We start from the raw sequence: 19,549 nt of genomic DNA on the forward strand, positions 1-19,549 counted from the left end.
GGGGAAGGGGGGAAGGGGGGAAGGGGGAAAGGGTAAGAAATATAGAGTTATTTGAATAAATGCGTATTTTATTTCCGTACCTTTACCTTTCCCCTTTACCCTTTCCCCTTTCAAAGGTAATGTAAGCTTCATTGGCGTTCTTGTATATCACCCGATCGGGTGATCCACTAGCATGATGCCTTCCGTGGTCTACCCAATATAAATTTTTAAGGAACAATACAGCTACTTTGTTGGTGGCATCAGCGCTTCCACTAAATGCTGACGCGCTTGAATTGCTTAATCCCCAAAATTGGTAAAAAATATGGTTCTCATTCGTGACATTGTTCAGCAAGCGCTAATTACAGGTTCTTTGAGTATTCGGGCAGATGAGCAGTTGCAGCAGTTACTGCAAAGTGAATTTGAGGAAAAAGACATCGATGCTTTGATGCTCTTACAAGAAGCTGTGCAATCGGGACGTGTTCGTAAAGAGTACCGTAACGAGAAGAGCGATCGCCCGACAAAAAACAAACGCGGTATCATCAAGATGAAACTTCTTTGTCCTAGTGCTGTTGGCATTCTTGTCTTGGGTACTATTGTCTTTGCTCTCCCAAAAGGCGCCGAATCAGTACATTTTACCAGCGAAAATTCCAATGTTACCCAATTAACTCTAGAATAATGGCACATTGCCCGGATTCGTGCTTTCTGCCCCCAAAGTTTCAGTACAACTTTTTGAGGGAGTTTGAAAAATAACTTCAAGAAACGTCTGTGTTTTCTCTTCTCTCTCCCTCTTGAAGACGCAAAGCTTCTGTTGTGTATATCTCAAAGTCATATAAATATTTATTTATAACTTCTTACTTTTGATTTAGTTAATTTATGTATTGAATTACATAAATAATTATATAGTCAACACTAACTGGTAAAATCAGCAAAGCCTTTGTAGTCAAATTTTCCAATCTAAGTGATAATCTTTTTTAAACCTTAACAAAGTCATCATAACTTCACAAACAAGGTATAAAGAGTTTGGAAACATTGGGCAAACACAGTCAACAATAGCGATAGCTAAACCAGGAGTTTCGCAGTCCTTATGCAACCAATTCGTACATTTAACGTGTCCCCTTCGCTACCGCCCCGACTCGAACCGCTGCGGAAGCTGGCATATAACCTCCATTGGGATTGGAATGTCGAGACAAAAGACTTATTTCGCCGTTTAGACTCGGATTTATGGGAATCTAGCCGCCATAATCCAGTGTTGATGCTCGGTACAATCAGCCAAGGTCGGTTGACCGAAGTTGTGGAAGATGAAGGCTTCCTGGCGCAAATGGATCGAGCAGCCCGCCAGTTAGAAGATTATTTACAAGAACGCACTTGGTATCAGAAACAGCGGAGTAGTCATTCTGCCGATAAAGGCAAAGAATGCTACGCTTATTTTTCAGCTGAATTTGGACTGGTGGATTGTCTACCTGTATATTCTGGAGGGCTGGGTGTTCTCGCGGGGGATCACCTCAAATCTGCCAGCGACTTAGGATTACCCTTAGTAGGTGTGGGCTTACTATACCAGCAAGGTTACTTTGCTCAGTATCTGAATGCGGATGGTTGGCAGCAAGAACGCTACCCAATCAACGATTTCTATAACATGACTTTGCACCTAGAGCGCAATCCTGATGGCTCAGAATTGCAAATTGCGGTAAATTACCCCGGACGCAAGGTTTATGCTAGGGTATGGCGCGTACAAGTGGGAACTGTGCCGCTTTACATGATGGATACTAACATCGAACCCAACAATGATTACGACCACAACATTACAGATCAACTGTATGGTGGCGATATCGACATGCGTATCCACCAGGAAATCATGCTGGGGATCGGCGGCGTGCAGATGCTGAAAGCTCTGGGGTATAATGTCACCGCTTACCATATGAATGAAGGTCATGCGGCTTTTTCTGCTCTTGAGCGCATCCGGGTGCTGATTCAAGAAGAGAATTTGAGTTATGATACCGCCAAACAGGTAGTGGGTTCAACTAATATTTTCACCACTCACACGCCAGTACCCGCAGGTATTGACTTGTTTCCCCCAGATAAGATGTTGTATTATCTAGGATATTACGCAGATATCTTTGGTTTAACAAAAGACCAATTTTTAGGATTGGGGCGTGAAAATACTGGTGATTTATCTGCGCCTTTTAGTATGGCAGTGCTGGCGTTAAAAATGGCAACATTTTGTAACGGTGTAGCGCAACTGCATGGTGTAGTGTCGCGGCAGATGTTTAAGGGTTTGTGGCAAGAAGTGCCGGTAGAGGAAGTACCGATCGCCGCAATTACAAATGGCGTTCACGCCCGCAGTTGTGTGGCAAAATCAACTCAAGAGTTGTACGATCGCTATCTCGGACCCAATTGGTCATCAGTAGCAGCAGATAGCCCATTGTGGGAACGCATGGACGCGATTCCAGATGAAGAATTGTGGCGCAATCACGAACGCTGCCGTTTGGATATGGTATTGTATGTGCGCGATCATTTGGTGAAACATTTACGCGATCGCGGTGCTTCTTCTTCTGATATCGCCCAAGCGCAAGAAGTTCTCGATCCAAACGTTTTAACTATCGGTTTCGCTCGTCGCTTTGCAACCTACAAACGCGCAACTTTATGGATGCGCGATATCGAGCGTATCAGGCGGATAATGTTGGCTAACAAAGACCGCAAGCTACAATTTGTTATCGCCGGCAAAGCACATCCGAAAGACATCCCCGGTAAAGAATTAATCCGCGACATCAATCACTTTATCAGCGAACAAAATTTACAAAAGCAGGTAGTGTTTGTTCCCAATTACGACATTCACATATCTCGATTGATGGTAGCTGGTTGTGATGTATGGTTAAATACACCGCGTCGTCCGCGAGAAGCTTCAGGTACAAGCGGAATGAAGGCTTCGATGAACGGATTACCGAATTTAAGTGTATTAGATGGTTGGTGGGATGAAGCTGATTATGTCCGTACAGGTTGGGCTATAGGACATGGTGAGAATTATGAAGACCCCAATTACCAGGATGAAATAGAAGCAAACGCTTTCTATGATTTACTGGAAAAAGAAGTGGTGCCTTTATTTTACGATCGCGATGCTGATAATTTGCCCCGTCGTTGGGTAGCAAAAATGAAAGATGCGATTCGGTTGAATTGTCCGTTCTTTAATACAGCGCGGATGGTGGGAGAATATGCACAAAGAGCTTATTTCCCCGCAAGCGATCGCTACTACACTCTAACTGCCGATCAGTATGCACCAGCGAAGGAATTAGCAAATTGGAAAGGCAAACTCACAGAACATTGGTTCAACATGAAAATCAAAGATGTTGACATCTCCTCAGGTGAAGATATCGAGGTGAACCAAACCGTTGCTGTTAAGGCAAAACTTGATTTAGCAACTCTCAGTCCAGATGATGTGCAGGTGGAGCTTTATCAAGGTACAATCAACGCCGATGGTGAGATTGTTGATGCTGTGACAGTGGTGATGGATTACGAAGGTAATGATACGCAAAAGTTAGGTATTTACACTGCGAATATCCTTTACACTGCCTCTGGTTTACAAGGCTTGTCCTTGCGCGTGTTGCCAAAACACAAGCATCTTGCTACTCCGTATGAGCCAAGGTTGATTCTCTGGGCACAGTAAGAGTAGGGATTAGGGATTAGGGATTAGGGATTAGGAAGAGTATATTCTTTTCTTCCTAGTCCCCAGTCCCCAGTCCCCAGTCCCCAGTCTCCAGTCCCCATTTCTGTGGGATGACAATGTAACCGGTAGTGCGATCGCCTAATACTAGGTTGCGTTGTTCTCCCCAATACCACCAGTGTGCAGCTACATAAGCGCAGATGAGGCTATCTAATTTATCTTCTAATGCTTTGAGTGCTGCACCTGTTGTGGGAATTTCGGTAGGAAAATAACCGCTGATGTACGCGGATAAACGCAGATGAGGTTCGATGGTGGGCAGGATATCAAGGATGTAATTGTGGAGTTTGAGAAGTTCTAAACGGCGATCGCTTAAACGTCCTTTTTTGTATTTGAGGATGCGTTCTAAGTTGAAGAGATGGACGATGGCAGGATGGGGAAAGACTTCTATTTGATATCTACCAAGTTTTTGCGGTTCGATGGTTGGTGCGTGTGTAAAGCCACGCGATTCTAGTTCTAAACCGAAGTTGATAGTGCGATCGGCAAAGGGTAAATTCAGGTTTGCTGGGTAGCATCCAGCGTGATATTTGCCAAAGTGTTTGTGACTAAGTTTATCTGGTAAGCGACTCCCGGTAGCGTTGGGGATGAGGGTAGGTGCGTCTACGGCAATGATAGCGCTTTCGTCTGGTTGTACGTGACTATCAATCCAGGTGAGGATGTCTGCAATAAAATCTTTGCGATCTAAGTCGAGTAGTTCAAGTTGATTATCTGTCCATTGTAAGCAGCATAGTCCGCTTGGTTGAGATTTCCAGCCGAAATCAATACCGATAAATTTCATTATCTACCTAATTTCCAGATTATAATTTAGAAATGAATTGATAAGTTAATTAAGAAGCTATCCAGAGGGCAATTTAGTTGTTTAAAAGGATTTCAAAAAATAATTGAATGCGTGTTATTAGCAAAAGGACACTGAGAGAATTTTGGGAGAAACATCCCAATGCCCAACCCGGACTTTTACTATGGTATCAGCGCATCGGTGATTTAGAGTTTCAAAACTTGAATGACTTACGTCATGTCCGTTTAATTAACAGTAATAAAAACGTCGCAACCGTCGTAGAGACGTTCCGCCGGAACGTCTTTACATCATAAGTAATTTTCCGGACATGATATTACGTCAAGTCTTTCCCTCAGCAGATTTAGTTGGCAACTTTATAGTTTTTAATATTAGCGCTAATAATTATCGACTCATTACATACATAGATTATGAATTCCAAATAACATTTGTACGCGCTGTACTCACACATGCCGAATATGACAAGGAGAACTGGAAAATCGAACGTGCTAAAGCGCGAACTTTTAAACCTCAAACTGTAGATGACTTGCGTCAGGAGTTTGGACTTGGTAAAGAAGAGTAAATTGACTTTCTTCAAGCGCGATATCATTATAGCGATCGCTAATCTGCACTCTCACTATAAATAGGACACAAACTCATCTCTCCGTTGTTTTATCAGTTCAACTGTAAAAGCAAAGTAAAAAGCGATCGCTTGTTGAATAACTGTAAAAATGACAAGTCCTTTGACTATTCAATCTTCGCCCAAAGTTAGCAAAGCTGCTTTTCTATCTACTACTAAGCGTCGAGTTTCTAACCAAGGCAACCCAATTAAAACATCGGTAATTTCTTCACCACCGACAACAGGAATAATCACCTCTTGACTATCAAAGACAACAGCACCTTGGTACAGATTAAACTCGGCTTCACCTCTGGCTGTCTGCCTTCTATCTGGTTCGATAAATGACCATCCCAAACTCTCTATATCTTGAATATTCATTGCCAGCCAATCAGTAAATCCAGTATCTAGTAAAGCATCAACTGTCACAATAGAACCATCAGCAGCAATCAAATCAATCTCAAAAAATAGTTCACCCCTCTCACCAAAATAGCCTTGAATCATATTCTGCCAACAGTACCGGTTTGATTGAGACGCATCGCCATCATAATTGCTGTAGGGTGGTTTTCCTTGGCTTTTTGTCGGGCAACTTCCCTAACTGGGTCAATAAAATAGTCGCCACTGTCTGGTTCAATATAAATGTACCAGTTGTAATGCTCGGCGATTAATTCCGGGTAAACTCGCTGGAAAATTTTATCGCAACGTCGAGAAAATACTTCTCTCTCAGTTTTGCGTTTGGCTTTCTCTTCTGGGGAAAGTGGGGGACGATTTGGAAACATTGGAGTACCACGGGGTACTTTTCTCTTAGTTTTCTCAGTCATTTTTATAAATTGAGTTATCGAAGGTTATATATAAAGTAACAGAGTAATTAAAAATGAAGTGTTACACTGCGTCTACAAATCTGCAAAATTATCTGTTGCGTTAATTAAAGCATTCTTGATTCCAGTTTCACTCATCGAATGTCCCGCATCAGGAACAACAATAAATTCAGCTTCTTGCCAAGCAAGATGTAATTCCCAAGCTGATATCATCGGACACACTACATCATATCTTCCTTGCACAATTACCGCAGGTATGTGACGAATTCGCTCAACATTCGCAAGTAATTGATCTTCGCTTTCCAAAAATCCCTTATTTATGAAATAATGACATTCAATTCTGGCAAATGCATCGGCAAATTCACTTTGACCAAATGTTTGCATTAACTGTTGATCTAAAAACAATCTACTTGTGCTAGCTTCCCATACTGACCATGCACGGGCTGCTTCTAACCTCACTTGTAAGTCGGGACTTGTCAAGCGTTTGTAATAAGCTGTAAGCATATCGTCACGTTCAGCTAGAGGAATTGGTTTTAAATATTCCTCCCAAGCATCAGGAAAAATGTAGCTGGCACCTTCTTGATAAAACCAACGCAATTCCTTTTGACGCAGCATAAAAATACCGCGTAAAATTAAACCTTTGCAACGTTCCGGATAAGTTTGACTATAAGCTAATGACAGGGTACTTCCCCAACTACCACCAAAAACAACCCATTTTTCTATTCCTAAATGTTCTCGGAGTTTTTCAATATCATCTACTAAATCCCAAGTTGTATTTTCTCGCAATTCTGCATGAGGTGTACTTTGACCACAACCGCGTTGATCAAACATTATCAAACGCCATTTTTCGGGATGAAAATATTGTCTATAAAAAGGTGGACATCCGCCACCGGGTCCACCATGTAGTAAAACTATTGGCTTACCTTGCGGGTTTCCTGATTCTTGAAAATGAATTGTGTGCAAGTCGGAAACTTGTAATTTACCTTCTTTGTAAGGTTTGATAGGTGGGTAAAGTTCGCGCATTATCTTCTAATTATAAGATATGATTTTTACTCTGTTCGTAGTGAGTACTTTAGTCCTCTTCGGTATTAGAAAAAGACTGAAGTCCTGACTACAAACAAGTGTATGATGTATCAAATAGATATACCATATTTATAATTAAAAATCCTTGAAAAGACATAGGAATGCACAAAATTTGGCAAAGAAATGATTGCTTATCTTGATTCAATTCTAGGAAGAGGGCAAGCAACAGACTTTTCTCCTGACCAATCTGTAAAGGTATTTTCGTCTTTATAATGTCGAGGAGTTTGTAGGAGAAAATGCCACGCTTCCCCAGCATTCAGTAAATTGAGACGTTCCGGATAGTGAACTTTTAAAAGTTCTTGAACCATTGGATAATAGTCAGAGTTCATTCCTGGAAAAATATGATGTTCGGTATGGTATGAAAAATTTAAGTGCAAAATATCAAAGATTTTAGGAACTCGGATAGAAACACTATTTATTAACGGATCGTTGATGCCTGTCATTGGGCAAGCCAGATGATTTGTATAAATATAAAACATCATTCCAGCATAGCCAATTCCGATAGGCAGAAAATAGCTCAACACGAGTTTTAAAGGGTTAAATTGCAGATAAATTAATATGCTCAGATGAATTATTAATATAATTATAAATTCCCCTGCGATCGCCAGACGTTCTTTGGCACTAACCTTAAAAGCGGCTGGAACATAATCGACGGTTTCCCGGTTAAATAACAACACTGAAGTCAGATTGCGAAAAGTATGTACTCCCCATGCTGTTGCCATTCCCACTGTTAACCATACGGGATTAACTTCAATAGAAGGCACAAATAAATTTTGAATCCATTTTCCCCAAGTCTGAGACTGCTCATATAAGTAATTGCGATCTGGATCTCCTAAGTCATTTGTTTGATTATGATGCACTCGATTATGAACGGCTTTCCACAACGTTGGTGGCATCCATAACATTGTTAGCCCTAGCAAGCTAATGATATAGGTCAGCCGTGAGTTTCTGATCACGCTACCATGCATCAGATCGTGGGAGCTAAATAGTAAAACAATCACGCTATTGCCCATGATGATTGTTAGTGGTAAATAAAGCCATAAAAGATACACCGACCAACAATCTAAGCGTTCTGCTATCATCCAGCCTAATATCAAAATTAGCAGATTAATAAACAGGATACCTAACTTACTCGAATCGGGAGCAAACGCTTCAGGAGGAAGGAAGGGACGCAACTTTTTCGCATAGGTTCTCTGGGGAATTAGTACTTGATCGTTATTTATTTTCATAAACTCTTGTTACTTTTTAATAAATTATAATCGAATTCACAATCAATAATTTTTTATTGATTTTATCATATAAAAAATATTGATTGTAGGAGTGAAGAACATGAATTCTAGCAATCTGCAAGATATCCAAAGGCATATACCTTTAGTAGGAGATGTGAATACCAAAAGCCCCATTGCTTACCAAGCCACGCGGATAACGAACGCGGCATTCAGCGCGATCTCAATGGCAGGAGCAGAAGCTTATATCAATGGACTAGAAACTCCAGACCCTGTACTTAAATCTTTTTTTGATGCCTCTGTGCAAATTTGCTACAAGTATTTTCCTTCTCTCCTGGTTCCCTATGAATGGCTGACGAAAGAAAGCGATCGCCTCGCAGAAGGATCGCACGAGTTAATGAACATTCAATACAACCTGCCCGAAGAAATGTTCAGTCTTATGTTGAAAGAGACAGAACTTTTGTATCCCAAATACACAATGGCTTTATGGGAAAAAGGAGCATCCAACCTTGAGCAAGCCCAAATGCACATGCTCGATGATTTAATTGAAAAAGCAGGCATTCAAGACGGAGACAAAATTTTAGATTTGGGATGCGGTTGGGGTTCATTTTCAAATTACATTCTTTCCCGATTTCCTCATGTTCAAGTGACGGCTCTGAATTTGAGCCACGGGCAATGTGAATATATGCGGAAAAAAATGCAAGACCCTACCAGTCACTTCAGTTCAGATAGATTTACTCTAGATGAAAAGGACTTTAATGATATTGATTTTGAGACTAAGTTTGACAAAATTATCGCGATCGGGCTGTTTGAGCATGTAGGTAATTTAACAAAATCATTCCAAAAACTGGCTAGTTTCCTAAAAGATGATGGCAAGGTCTTGATTCACATAATCACAACCAGCTTACCTTACAACATAACCCATCCATTTATCAACAAATATATTTTTCCAAACATGCGCGTGTGGAGTTATGATGTAATACCAAAGATTAATCAAGACTTGAAAACCATTAATCGATGGTATTTAAATGGCGCTAACTATTCCAAAACTCTGAGGAATTGGTTAAATAATTTTGACCAAAATCAAGCCAAAGTCAAAGATTTAAATTATGGCATGAACTATGCCAAGTTTCGCCGACTCTGGAGATTTTATTTACTCTTGTGTATTCACCACTTTGACGGTTGCGATGGTCAAATTCTTGGTAACGGGCAATACCTGTTGGTTCATACTTGAATGACTGAGTATGCGACCAGATTAATCAGACTCTCATAAAGCACATAACATAATACAGTTTTGATAAATACGAACCTATAAACCCGGTTTTTTTCATAATCCGGGTTTATTCGGCTTCAAAATAACTTTAATATGATACTGACTTTTCACGTCATGTGGAAAAGCTAACGATTGACCTAACCCCCTTCCCGAAACGGGAAGCAGGGTGGTTTCATACGAAAAAAGAAAAATATGAAAGCCTCTATTTCTCGTTTTGAATCATAGATTTTGACCCCTCTCCAAACCTCTCCCCACGGGGGGAGAGGCTTTGATAACTGGTTTTAATTTTTCTCTGATGGTATGAAACCACCCTGCCCTTCCCGAAACGGGAAGGGGGAAAATTCAAAGTCTCTCTCCTTGTAGGAGAGAGATTTAGAGAGAGGTTTTCCAGATACCGTGAAAAGTCAGAATATGATAGGAGCGCAAATCAACTATAATAAAAAACTCTAAATCTCTAAAGGGCGAATTGCCCTAGAAAATGTCAAAATTAAATGAGTTTTGCGATCGCCTTCGGCGGGCGTTTCGCGCCATCGCACATTTACTATAGTGCGGATTTGAGATAAGTTGAAATTTATGGGCAAGCAACGCGTTCTGTCGGGAGTTCAACCAACTGGCAATTATCATCTCGGTAACTACTTGGGAGCAATTCGCAACTGGGTACAAGGACAGAGCGAGTATGAAAATTATCTCTTTGTAGCTGATTTACATGCGATAACTGTACCGCATAATCCCGCCACACTGGCAAATGATACTTACACCCTTGTGGCTCTTTATCTAGCTTGTGGTCTGGATTTAGAATATTCCACAATCTTTGTCCAATCTCACGTTTCTGCTCACAGTGAGCTTGCTTGGCTGCTAAACTGCATCACACCGATGAACTGGCTGGAAGATATGATCCAGTTTAAGGAAAAAGCTGTTAAACAAGGCGAAAATGTGAATGTCGGTTTGCTGGATTATCCGGTGCTAATGGCAGCGGATATTTTGCTCTACCAAGCTGATAAAGTACCGGTGGGTGAAGACCAAAAGCAACATTTGGAATTGACGCGGGATATTGCCAATCGATTTAATCATCAATTTGCCAAGCCCGATAAACCTGTGCTAAAATTACCCGACCCTTTAATTCGCAAAGAAGGAGCAAGGGTAATGAGTTTGACGGATGGAACTAAGAAAATGTCAAAGTCCGATCCGTCAGATTTGAGCCGAATCAATTTGCTAGATCCACCAGATTTAATCACCAAAAAGATTAAGAAGTGTAAAACTGATTTGGTTCGCGGTCTGACTTTTGACGATCCAGAGCGTCCGGAGTGTCACAATTTGTTAACGCTGTATATGCTACTTTCTGGTAAAACAAAGGAAGAAGTAGCCGCTGAGTGTCAAGATATGGGTTGGGGACAATTTAAGCCATTATTGACAGAAACGACGATTAATGCGCTGAAACCGATTCAAGATAAATATCAAGCGGTGATGGATGACAAAGGCTATCTAGAGTCGGTGTTGCGCTCTGGACGAGAAAAAGCTCAAGCGATCGCACTTTCTACCCTTACACAAGTAAAAGTTGCTTTGGGTTATTCTCTACCTTTATGACGTTTCGCTTTTAGATACGTTATGGTATGAGTGTACTTAGAGTACATTCATACCATAGTTATGCTTGATACATCCAAAACAGCATTAACTTGCTTTCGCAAAGCTGCAAAAGCAGGTGATTTCTTGATTACAGCCGAAGTAACTCCTCCAAAGGGGGGTAATCCAGCGCACATGGTCAGTATGGCGGCGACTCTTAAGGGGAGAGTTCATGCCGTCAATATTACTGATGGTAGCAGAGCAGTTCTGCGGATGTCTTCGTTAGTAGCTTCGGCGATTTTGTTGCAAAATGGGATAGAGCCGATTTGTCAGATGGCTTGTCGCGATCGCAATCGCATCGGTTTACAAGCCGACTTGATGGGCGCTCATGCCTTGGGGATACACAACATTTTAGCATTGACTGGCGACCCCGTGAAAGTAGGCGACCACACCGATGCTAAAGGAGTGTTTGATTTGGAAGCAGTCCGCTTGCTGCAAGTCATCCAAAAGCTAAATCACGGCTTTGATTGTAACGAGAAACCCTTGACTGATGGAGCCACAGATTTATTTGTCGGTGCAGCTGTCGATCCCCAATGTGCGAGTTGGTCGGGTTTGCAAAGTCGATTTGAGCGCAAATTGCAAGCGGGAGCGGAGTTTTTCCAAAGTCAGTTAATTACCGATTTTGAGCGGCTAGAAAAGTTTATGGACAAAATCGCCGCAGGTTGTGATAAACCGATTTTAGCAGGGATTTTCTTGTTAAAATCGGCGAAAAATGCCCAGTTTATTAATAGGTGCGTTCCGGGGGTGAATATTCCCGACCATATTATTGATCGATTAGCGCAAGCAAAAGATCCCCTGGAAGAAGGGGTGAAAATTGCTGCCGAACAAGTGCAGATTGCGCGTCAATTGTGTCAGGGTGTACATATGATGGCGGTGAAACGTGAAGATTTGATTGTGCCAATTTTGGATATGGCTGGAGTGGCACCAATTAAAGAGTTGATAACAGTTTAGAGGATTTGGGGCGATTTCTACGCCTACGCATTTTGTATTAAAGCAGCTAGAATCAACTATAGTCGGTTGCACTTGTATGCAATACAGAACCTCACCCCATCCGTTCCGGACACCCCTCGCTTTATAAGGAGAGGAGAAGGGGTGAGGTTTTATGTACCTCACGCAACCCTTGACCGCTATAGCTGCTTTAGTACATTGTTTATGCTGTCTCCCGAACTCAAAGCTAGACTCTCGACACCCCTAAAAATTGGCTCACTTGAGGTCAAAAGCCGCGTTTTACAGTCGCCTTTGTCTGGGGTGACAGATTTGGTGTTTCGTCGTTTGGTGCGTCGCTATGCCCCAGAATCGATGATGTATACGGAGATGGTAAATGCTACGGGGTTGCATTATGTCAAGCAATTGCCGAAAATTATGGATGTAGACCCCAACGAACGCCCAATCAGCATTCAGCTATTTGATTGTCGTCCAGATTTTCTCGCAGAAGCGGCGATAAAAGCGGTACAAGAAGGCGCTGATACTGTTGATATTAACATGGGTTGTCCGGTAAATAAAATCACTAAAAATGGTGGTGGTTCTTCCCTGTTGCGTCAACCAGATGTTGCTGAGGCAATTGTCCGGGAAGTGGTGAAGGCAGTAAATGTACCAGTGACGGTGAAAACACGCATCGGCTGGAATGACCAGGAAATCACCATTCTTGATTTTGCGAAACGGATGGAGGACGCAGGAGCGCAAATGATTACGGTGCATGGACGCACCCGCGCTCAAGGTTACAATGGTAACGCTCGCTGGGAATGGATTGCGCGTGTGAAAGAGGTGCTTTCTATACCTGTGATTGGGAATGGCGATATTTTCTCGGTGGAAGCAGCGGTGAAGTGTTTGGAGCAAACCGGCGCTGATGGGGTAATGTGTTCACGGGGGACTTTGGGGTATCCGTTTTTGGTGGGAGAAGTTGATCACTTCTTGAAAACGGGGGAATTATTACCGAAACCAACCCCAATTCAGCGTTTGGAATGTGCGCGAGAACACTTACAAGCGTTGTATGAATATAAAGGCGATCGCGGTGTGCGTCAAGCACGCAAGCATATGACATGGTATGCGAAAAACTTCGCCGGTGCTGCTGATTTACGTGGACAATTAAGCGTGGTTGACAAGTTGCAGCACGGTGTAGATTTGATTGATCGGGCAATTGAGCAACTGGCTAAGGGTTATGAAGTTATCGAAGAAAATGAACTAGCGATCGCACAATAAATTATCCAATTGGATCATATCCGTTTCATAACAGTAATAAAAACATCGTAACCGTCGTAGAGACGTTCCGGCGGAACGTCTTTACAGTATGTGTAATTTACCGGGCAATATAAATTATGCAATTAGATGCGATCGCCCTCATATCAGATCCGTTTTATAACAGTAATAAAAACATCGTAACCGTCGTAGAGACGTTCCGCCGGAACGTCTTTACAGTATGTGTAATTTACTGATAAGTTTTGCGAATTTGATTCCAGGCTTTGACAACTGCCTGTAAATTGTTGGGTAGGCTATTTTCAGACACATCGTTGTAGCGAACTGTAGTATCATCGCTGGTGAGTGTGTACGTGATATAATCAGCAGAACCCTTGGTTGGTGGGTAACTTAGATTCTCTAATTCCCTGAATCTATGGTCTTTGAGCAGTTGTTCAAACTCTCGCACCTTTTGCTTAGAAACTCGCCAAACTCGACGCTCAGAATCATTCGCATCACCAATGCGGTATTGTATCAAACGCCCATCACCAAGCAAAATAGTTTCGTAGGTTCTGCCGATAAAGCCACCGCTAGAAATTTGTCGAAAAACCACATTGCGATCTAATTGTGGTGGTAACTCACTTACAGGAATAGGTAAAGGTTTAATCTCATCGGGAATTTGGTTAGCGATCGCAATATTACGAATATCATTCCAAGCTTTGACCACTGTCTGCAAATCCTTAGGCAAGTTATTTCGCGAGACATCATTATATTGAATCGTACCATCAGAGGTAGTGATTGTATAAGTGATGTAATCGGCAGAACCTTTAACTGCTGGATAACTCAGATTCTCGAATTCACTTAATTTCTGTTTTTCTAAGAATAATTGAAATTCTTTCAATTGTTGTGGAGAAATCTGCCAAACTTGAGCTTTAAGATCGTTAGCATTACCTTTTTCATAGCGGATGATACGTCCGTCATTCAGCAATACAGTTTCGTCGGTTCTCCCTAAAAACCCACCACTGGAGATTTGCCGAAAAATGACATTGCTATTCAAAGCTGGTGGTAACTCACTTGTGGGAATCGTTATAGGTGTAATTCCGTTGTCAGCGATTTCGCTCTTCTTTTCATTTAGCCGAAGTGCAGAACCAGATGCATTGGTATGGTAAACTAAAGTATGGTCAACTGCACCTACAACTACCTTCCAACCGTTAACGATCGCTTGAGTACAGCCCTCATCAGCACCTGGTAAATTCAAACAACCATTATTCCAAGTGCGCTGTTTCACCTGAACGATATTTAATTGAGAAATCGGCAAATTCAAACGTCGGGATGCAGCTTGGAAAACAGCATGTTTGACGAAAAAAGGTAATTTTGCTTCGTTACCCTGAGAAGTCTGGGCAGAAGCTATCCGTAACAAACGTCCGTTACTATTGGTGTGATAAACCCATTTTTGTTTACCATCTGACACCACAACTTTCCAACCAGGAACTAACGCTTGGGTGCAGATTTCATCAGGTTGAGATACTCCCAAGCAACCATTATTCCAAGTTTGTGGAGTCGATTCAACAATTTTCAAGTCTTTGATCGAAATTTGCGATCTTTTTGATGCATCTCGCAACACCGCTGCTTCTACTCGACGTGGTAAGTTGTTTGTTGTCAGATTTTCTTTAATGAATTCATTTGTACTTTCTGGCATTAAATTTGCAGGCGCTGCGGTAGCATTCTTGATGAGGGTGAAATTGCTACCAATGGACAAAATGCCAGTCAAAATTAAAGCAGTAAAAATTCGCGCTTGGTTTGTGGTAAAATAAATTTTGAGTATAGTTGTCATAATTTAGAGTCAAAATTTAGTGATTAATCAGTACTTATTAGCCATTAATCATTAACCCTAGTTAAATATTAAAAAGCTTCTAACTAGCGAATAAGGATAAAAAGGTATATTATCCCACAATATAAGTAATTGGGATTAACTTAACGACTCTCTTGAGTGATAAGATATGTGAAGATAGACACCGTTGTCTGGGCTATTAGTTCCTAACTTTTAGATTAGGTTTATATTTGGCAAATCGCATCACCCAATTGACTTACCCGGAAGAGTGATTTTGATACGTCCAAATTGCCCAATTTAGTCAAGAAGCCGCAATCTAATACAGTTTTAACTTAGTTACACAGGGTGACAGCTTTCCTGGTAGTGTTAGCGAATTAAAAAAAACTTTAGTCTAGCCATTGATCAACTCGCGCTTAACAATACCTTCGCGATTTTTTTGAAACGCCCACAGGGCGGGAGTTTCAGACTCTAGAAAAAACATATGGGCTACAATCCTTGCAGACTAAGGGTTTGGGCTATATGTAGGCGATTAGATCCTCAAATTTTGGCGAAGGTATTGGCTTAAACAACGGCATTATTAGACTTTTAGACTTTTGTAGTACATTCGCAAACAGTATCCAATGCTACTCACGGGCAAAATCAAAGCCTTCCGATGTTAATAACTATTTCTGATGTATCCCTAAATATACACGAATTTGTCGCATTTTTACCATATAATCCAAGATGGGTTAATATAAAATCCTGAATAAAATATCTACACAATCAAACTATTATACAACTTATTAATTTGTTATGCCTTATACGTTTTTAGACTTATTTGCAGGTGCAGGAGGATTTACTGAGGGATTGCTGCTAGCTAGTCATGGTACAAGTCGTTTTAAGTTAATTGCTGCAAGTGATGTACATCCAAATGCCTGTTTAACACATGAACAAAGGTTTCGTAAGCAATTAGGCATAGATTATTCTTTCCTGTTAGAAGATATTAGTTCTATATCTTTTGTAGAGAATCTCACAAATATTATTAGCAAAAATAGTGGTAAACCTAGCGTTGATGTTGTTGTTGGAAGTCCACCTTGCCAGGGTTTTTCAGTATTTGGAAAAAGGAATGAAGAAGATCCTCGTAACGATTTATTTTTATCCTATTTAAAAATTATACAAGTACTAAATCCCAAATATTTCGTTATGGAAAATGTACCAGGTTTGGTAACAATGTATGGGGGGAAAACTGTTCAACGAATCCATGATGAAGTTTCTAGTCTTAAACCTGTTAAATACAAAGTTAATGGACCGATACAAATCAATGCTGCTGATTTTGGAGTACCTCAGTTAAGAGAACGTATTCTTTTCATTGGGTATCGAGAGGATATGCCTCCAATAAAAAATATAACTCCAAGTTGTCCTGAGCGTTATGTCACAGTAAAAGAGGCGATAGGAGACTTAGCTTTCTTAAGAGCTTGGGAAACTACTGGAAGTTATGAAATTAATTATCCTCCTAGTTGTAAATACCAAGAGGAAAGTAGGCGTGGAAGATTATTCTTGAAGCAAGGAATAGAGCGTACAAATAATCAACTAAAAAATCATGAAGCCGCCAAGCATACGCCCGAAGTTATTGCCAGATTTGCGATGATTGAGCAAGGTAAAGGGTTAGATTCTATTCCAAAAGCACTCTGGGAAGCACATTTACATTCCTCCAAAAAGTGGTGTGTCCGTTTACATCCAGACCTACCTTCTTTTACTGTTGTTACCTTACCTGATGATTTTGTTCATTATGAAAGACATAGAATTCTTACCGTTCGTGAAATGGCTCGTCTTCAATCATTTGACGATACTTTTGAATTCTTAGGACCGAGGGCATCTGGCGGCGGCGGTAAAGGTAATAAAAAACGTAACTCTGAACTGCCTCAGTATTCTCAAGTAGGAAATGCTGTTCCACCACTTCTTGCAAAAGCAATAGGAAATGAGTTACTAAAAGCTTTAGAACAAAATTGTAGTCAAAAGGAAATAGAGGATGATAATTTAAAACAAGCAATAGTAGATTTACCCTCAAAACCTTTGATTGCTCAACAGCTATCTTTAAATTTTTAAGACTACCTTAGTAAATGAAGTTTTTGTCCCAGTATATTAATGATTTTAGGGCTAGTGATTTTCAGCCTCAAAAACTACTGGCTGATATTCTTGAAGAAACTCAGTTATCCTATAACATTTTTGCCAATGCTAATCCAATAGACGGGTTAGAAGCATTCGTTGAAAGATATAATTGGTTAGGAGATACTGCTAATAAGCAGAGGTTTGATTTTAACCAAAATTTATCACGAAACTTAACCGCTGCACTCATGCAAGACTATCTAATAAATTTAGTAATTAAACTATGCGAACCATATCCCAAATTAGAAGTTTTTACTGAAGTGCGTGTTCCTTTTGGGACTTACCCAATTTGGGAAGGTGGAAAAGTTTCTTTTAAGACCCCATCTGAACGCTCGGATATAGCGGTTGGTTACTTAGTTGAACAAGGAAAAATCAAACTTTCTGATGAACCTTACCCCAGACAACCATTTTATAGGTTAGGAAAAAATCAAACTATATTACCACTTTCTACAATTAATTCAAAAATTAGAATTTCTCAATCTGAATTCTTTGATTGGTTGGGCAGAGGGCAATTAATGAATAGAGGAAATCCACATTGCTTATCTGTTCAAATAGCTCTTAGAAAAGAGATGGATTTAACAATTGTTGAAGCATCTCAAGCAGGTAGAAAGTTTTTTTTACTTGGAAATGGAGGAGAAAGAAGCGTAATACCAAATCGAGCAGAACTTCAACGCTTTATACAAGCATTTTCTGAACATCTTACAGAAAGAATGGATGAGCCAACTACTCAATTAGCTAGTGAAGAGGATAATTCTGTAACACAAAAGCAAATAGAGATAAATTTTGAAAGTGAATGAGGAGAGATGATACTTATGGTAGGTGTAAAGTAGCGGTGACAATATTGGCGAATTTACCAATGATTACTAGGTTTAGTCCCAAATTGTATCAGGTGGAAGGCACTGTTTGATCAACAAACTGATCCTTTGGCACATCAAATCTAATAGTACTACTTGCCCAGTTTTTTAAATCGGGCGCTAACCAAACTAACTTTCGCACAATTTCATCATTAACCCAGAGTACCACCGGAAAGGGAAACTGTTTTCTAAACTCATCTCGCATGAGATTGGTAGAGATGATGAGTTGATTAATTTCTACCACCGATTCTAAACCTCTGACTATCAAAGCTTCTGGTAAAGTAGTACCGATCGCGTTGATTAAGGGTGTATAAAGTGTCTGAGCGCAAGGTAAAATCAGTACTTCTCGGATATCTGCTGAGGAAAATTCTTGTAACCGACTTACTATTTGCTGTTGCTTTTGGACATTGCAGCACGCTAACACTAGTGAAAACTCTCCATTGGACATCATAATTGCCCGTGTCAGACGAGTGATAGCTGCTGTATAGTTTGTCGTAGTTTGTTGGGAATTAATTAAGCTAACCATTGAGAATCCTAAATTAAATTTTTATAACTTATGTATTGACATAATCTTGATTGTATGCATAAACCCTTGCTTGATTTGCAACAACAGAAGTTAATTATGAATGAGCTTTACTTCTGTAAAATAGGTATAAGCACCATCAAATTATGCATTTTTGGAATAGAAATGGAACAAATTGTGACTATTCTGGTAAGTTCAATCTAGAAGACTGACTATACTTTCGATGATGCACATAAATGTCTTTTTGTAAATGGCGTAACTCCTAATTTTAATAATTAAATTGTGAGATTTGGGAAAATCGCCCTAGCTTGTCAGAATCGCAAGCTAGGGCGATTTTGTTAAAAAAATTGTACATGCGATCGGTTATTGAGTGTGTAGTGCTAAACCCTGCATTTACGAATATCGATTGGCTAATTAGGAAATGTCTTGAGCCTCAATCGTGCTTGGGCATTAGGATATAGCTGAATAAGTGTTTGAATTTCAATCAATTTTATTATCAGGAAAAATTCATAAAAAGTCATAATATAAGCTCATGCGATCGCTTTGCCAGAGTTATTAACAAAGTTTGAGGTCGTAATTTCTCCATCCACGCGGCATTTCGACCGTTAAATAAGCTCTTATTTATATGGTATTTTGCTTAGGCTGACCAACTTCCAAAAAAGCATCCTAAGACGGATTTGACGGTGAATAATCAAGTAATTCCCAACGAAACGACTGGGAAAGACTTGATTTTAACCCAATACGGTTGGTGTTAAGGATTTTTAGTACTGATTTTAGACCTGTAGAGACGTGAAATTTCACGTCTCTACACTGGTATTTTGGGCTTAACACCAACTGTATTGGATTTTAACCATTGTTCAATCAAGAGTGTCCAATAGCGTCGAGTTGCATTCGTCACCGGGAAAGGCAGAGGGCAGAAGGCAGG

At 40.4% G+C, this 19,549-nt stretch carries 18 protein-coding genes; 10 read left to right on the plus strand and 8 right to left on the minus strand.

The window, feature by feature from the left end:
- The first annotated feature begins 301 nt into the window (after positions 1–301).
- Positions 302–655, plus strand: coding sequence for a hypothetical protein (locus tag TOL9009_RS40020; RefSeq protein WP_038296498.1), 354 nt, complete (start codon positions 302–304; stop codon positions 653–655).
- Positions 656–1,063: 408 nt separating this feature from the next.
- A complete protein-coding gene (gene glgP / locus TOL9009_RS0121310; protein WP_029634551.1) occupies positions 1,064–3,637 on the plus strand; it encodes an alpha-glucan family phosphorylase in 2,574 nt (857 codons plus the stop codon).
- 55 nt (positions 3,638–3,692) lie between these two features.
- Here the strand turns inward: glgP and TOL9009_RS40025 are convergent, their stop codons facing one another.
- Complete coding sequence (locus TOL9009_RS40025; protein WP_038296499.1) at positions 3,693–4,469, minus strand: DUF429 domain-containing protein; 777 nt, start codon at positions 4,467–4,469, stop codon at positions 3,693–3,695.
- Between the two features lie 107 nt (positions 4,470–4,576).
- Between TOL9009_RS40025 and TOL9009_RS47585 the strand changes: the two genes are divergently transcribed.
- A complete protein-coding gene (locus tag TOL9009_RS47585) occupies positions 4,577–4,780 on the plus strand; it encodes a hypothetical protein (RefSeq protein WP_072022159.1) in 204 nt (67 codons plus the stop codon).
- A gap of 14 nt (positions 4,781–4,794) precedes the next feature.
- Complete coding sequence (locus TOL9009_RS50200) at positions 4,795–5,046, plus strand: type II toxin-antitoxin system HigB family toxin (protein ID WP_063628698.1); 252 nt, start codon at positions 4,795–4,797, stop codon at positions 5,044–5,046.
- A gap of 168 nt (positions 5,047–5,214) precedes the next feature.
- Here TOL9009_RS50200 and TOL9009_RS0121325 read toward each other — a convergent pair whose 3' ends face one another.
- The 4 genes from TOL9009_RS0121325 to TOL9009_RS0121340 all read right to left on the minus strand — a co-directional run bounded on the left by TOL9009_RS0121325 (position 5,215) and on the right by TOL9009_RS0121340 (position 8,209).
- On the minus strand, positions 5,215–5,583 hold the full coding sequence (locus TOL9009_RS0121325; RefSeq protein ID WP_029634552.1) for an aspartyl protease: 369 nt from the start codon (positions 5,581–5,583) through the stop codon (positions 5,215–5,217).
- A complete protein-coding gene (locus TOL9009_RS0121330) occupies positions 5,580–5,900 on the minus strand; it encodes a hypothetical protein (RefSeq protein ID WP_029634553.1) in 321 nt (106 codons plus the stop codon). The genes TOL9009_RS0121325 and TOL9009_RS0121330 overlap by 4 nt, the downstream gene beginning before the upstream one ends.
- 72 nt (positions 5,901–5,972) lie before the next feature.
- Positions 5,973–6,920, minus strand: a complete 948-nt coding sequence (pip, locus tag TOL9009_RS0121335) for a prolyl aminopeptidase (protein WP_029634554.1) — start codon at positions 6,918–6,920, stop codon at positions 5,973–5,975.
- 191 nt (positions 6,921–7,111) lie between these two features.
- The gene (locus TOL9009_RS0121340; RefSeq protein ID WP_029634555.1) at positions 7,112–8,209 is read right to left on the minus strand and encodes a fatty acid desaturase family protein; all 1,098 of its coding nucleotides are present in this window, start codon (positions 8,207–8,209) and stop codon (positions 7,112–7,114) included.
- Between the two features lie 100 nt (positions 8,210–8,309).
- On the opposite strand from TOL9009_RS0121340, the gene TOL9009_RS0121345 reads away from it, so the two are divergent.
- Positions 8,310–9,440, plus strand: a complete 1,131-nt coding sequence (locus TOL9009_RS0121345) for a class I SAM-dependent methyltransferase (protein ID WP_029634556.1) — start codon at positions 8,310–8,312, stop codon at positions 9,438–9,440.
- A gap of 485 nt (positions 9,441–9,925) precedes the next feature.
- Here the strand turns inward: TOL9009_RS0121345 and TOL9009_RS49555 are convergent, their stop codons facing one another.
- Positions 9,926–10,060 carry a hypothetical protein gene (locus tag TOL9009_RS49555; RefSeq protein ID WP_260675925.1) on the minus strand — a complete coding sequence of 45 codons (135 nt, stop codon included), beginning with the start codon at positions 10,058–10,060 and terminating at the stop codon, positions 9,926–9,928.
- Between TOL9009_RS49555 and trpS the strand changes: the two genes are divergently transcribed.
- From trpS to dusB, 3 genes are all read left to right on the plus strand, one after another.
- Entirely contained in the window at positions 10,053–11,063 is a 1,011-nt protein-coding gene (gene trpS, locus TOL9009_RS0121350) for a tryptophan--tRNA ligase (RefSeq protein WP_029634557.1), read from the plus strand. The two genes, TOL9009_RS49555 and trpS, sit on opposite strands and share 8 nt — an antisense overlap.
- A 60-nt stretch (positions 11,064–11,123) precedes the next feature.
- Entirely contained in the window at positions 11,124–12,050 is a 927-nt protein-coding gene (locus TOL9009_RS0121355; RefSeq protein WP_029634558.1) for a methylenetetrahydrofolate reductase, read from the plus strand.
- Between the two features lie 195 nt (positions 12,051–12,245).
- Entirely contained in the window at positions 12,246–13,298 is a 1,053-nt protein-coding gene (gene dusB, locus TOL9009_RS0121360) for a tRNA dihydrouridine synthase DusB (RefSeq protein ID WP_029634559.1), read from the plus strand.
- Positions 13,299–13,524: 226 nt separating this feature from the next.
- Here dusB and TOL9009_RS0121365 read toward each other — a convergent pair whose 3' ends face one another.
- Positions 13,525–15,105, minus strand: a complete 1,581-nt coding sequence (locus TOL9009_RS0121365) for a hypothetical protein (protein WP_029634560.1) — start codon at positions 15,103–15,105, stop codon at positions 13,525–13,527.
- Positions 15,106–15,894: 789 nt separating this feature from the next.
- Here TOL9009_RS0121365 and TOL9009_RS40035 point away from each other — a divergent pair.
- Positions 15,895–17,187, plus strand: coding sequence for a DNA cytosine methyltransferase (locus TOL9009_RS40035; RefSeq protein WP_051502981.1), 1,293 nt, complete (start codon positions 15,895–15,897; stop codon positions 17,185–17,187).
- A 23-nt stretch (positions 17,188–17,210) separates the two neighbouring features.
- On the plus strand, positions 17,211–18,044 hold the full coding sequence (locus TOL9009_RS0121380) for a hypothetical protein (RefSeq protein ID WP_144238299.1): 834 nt from the start codon (positions 17,211–17,213) through the stop codon (positions 18,042–18,044).
- Positions 18,045–18,132: 88 nt separating this feature from the next.
- Here the strand turns inward: TOL9009_RS0121380 and TOL9009_RS0121385 are convergent, their stop codons facing one another.
- Positions 18,133–18,627 carry a hypothetical protein gene (locus tag TOL9009_RS0121385; RefSeq protein ID WP_029634562.1) on the minus strand — a complete coding sequence of 165 codons (495 nt, stop codon included), beginning with the start codon at positions 18,625–18,627 and terminating at the stop codon, positions 18,133–18,135.
- Positions 18,628–19,549 lie beyond the last annotated feature (922 nt).

This window comes from [Scytonema hofmanni] UTEX 2349 (assembly GCF_000582685.1).
GTDB classification, from domain to species: Bacteria; Cyanobacteriota; Cyanobacteriia; order Cyanobacteriales; family Nostocaceae; genus Hassallia; species Hassallia hofmanni.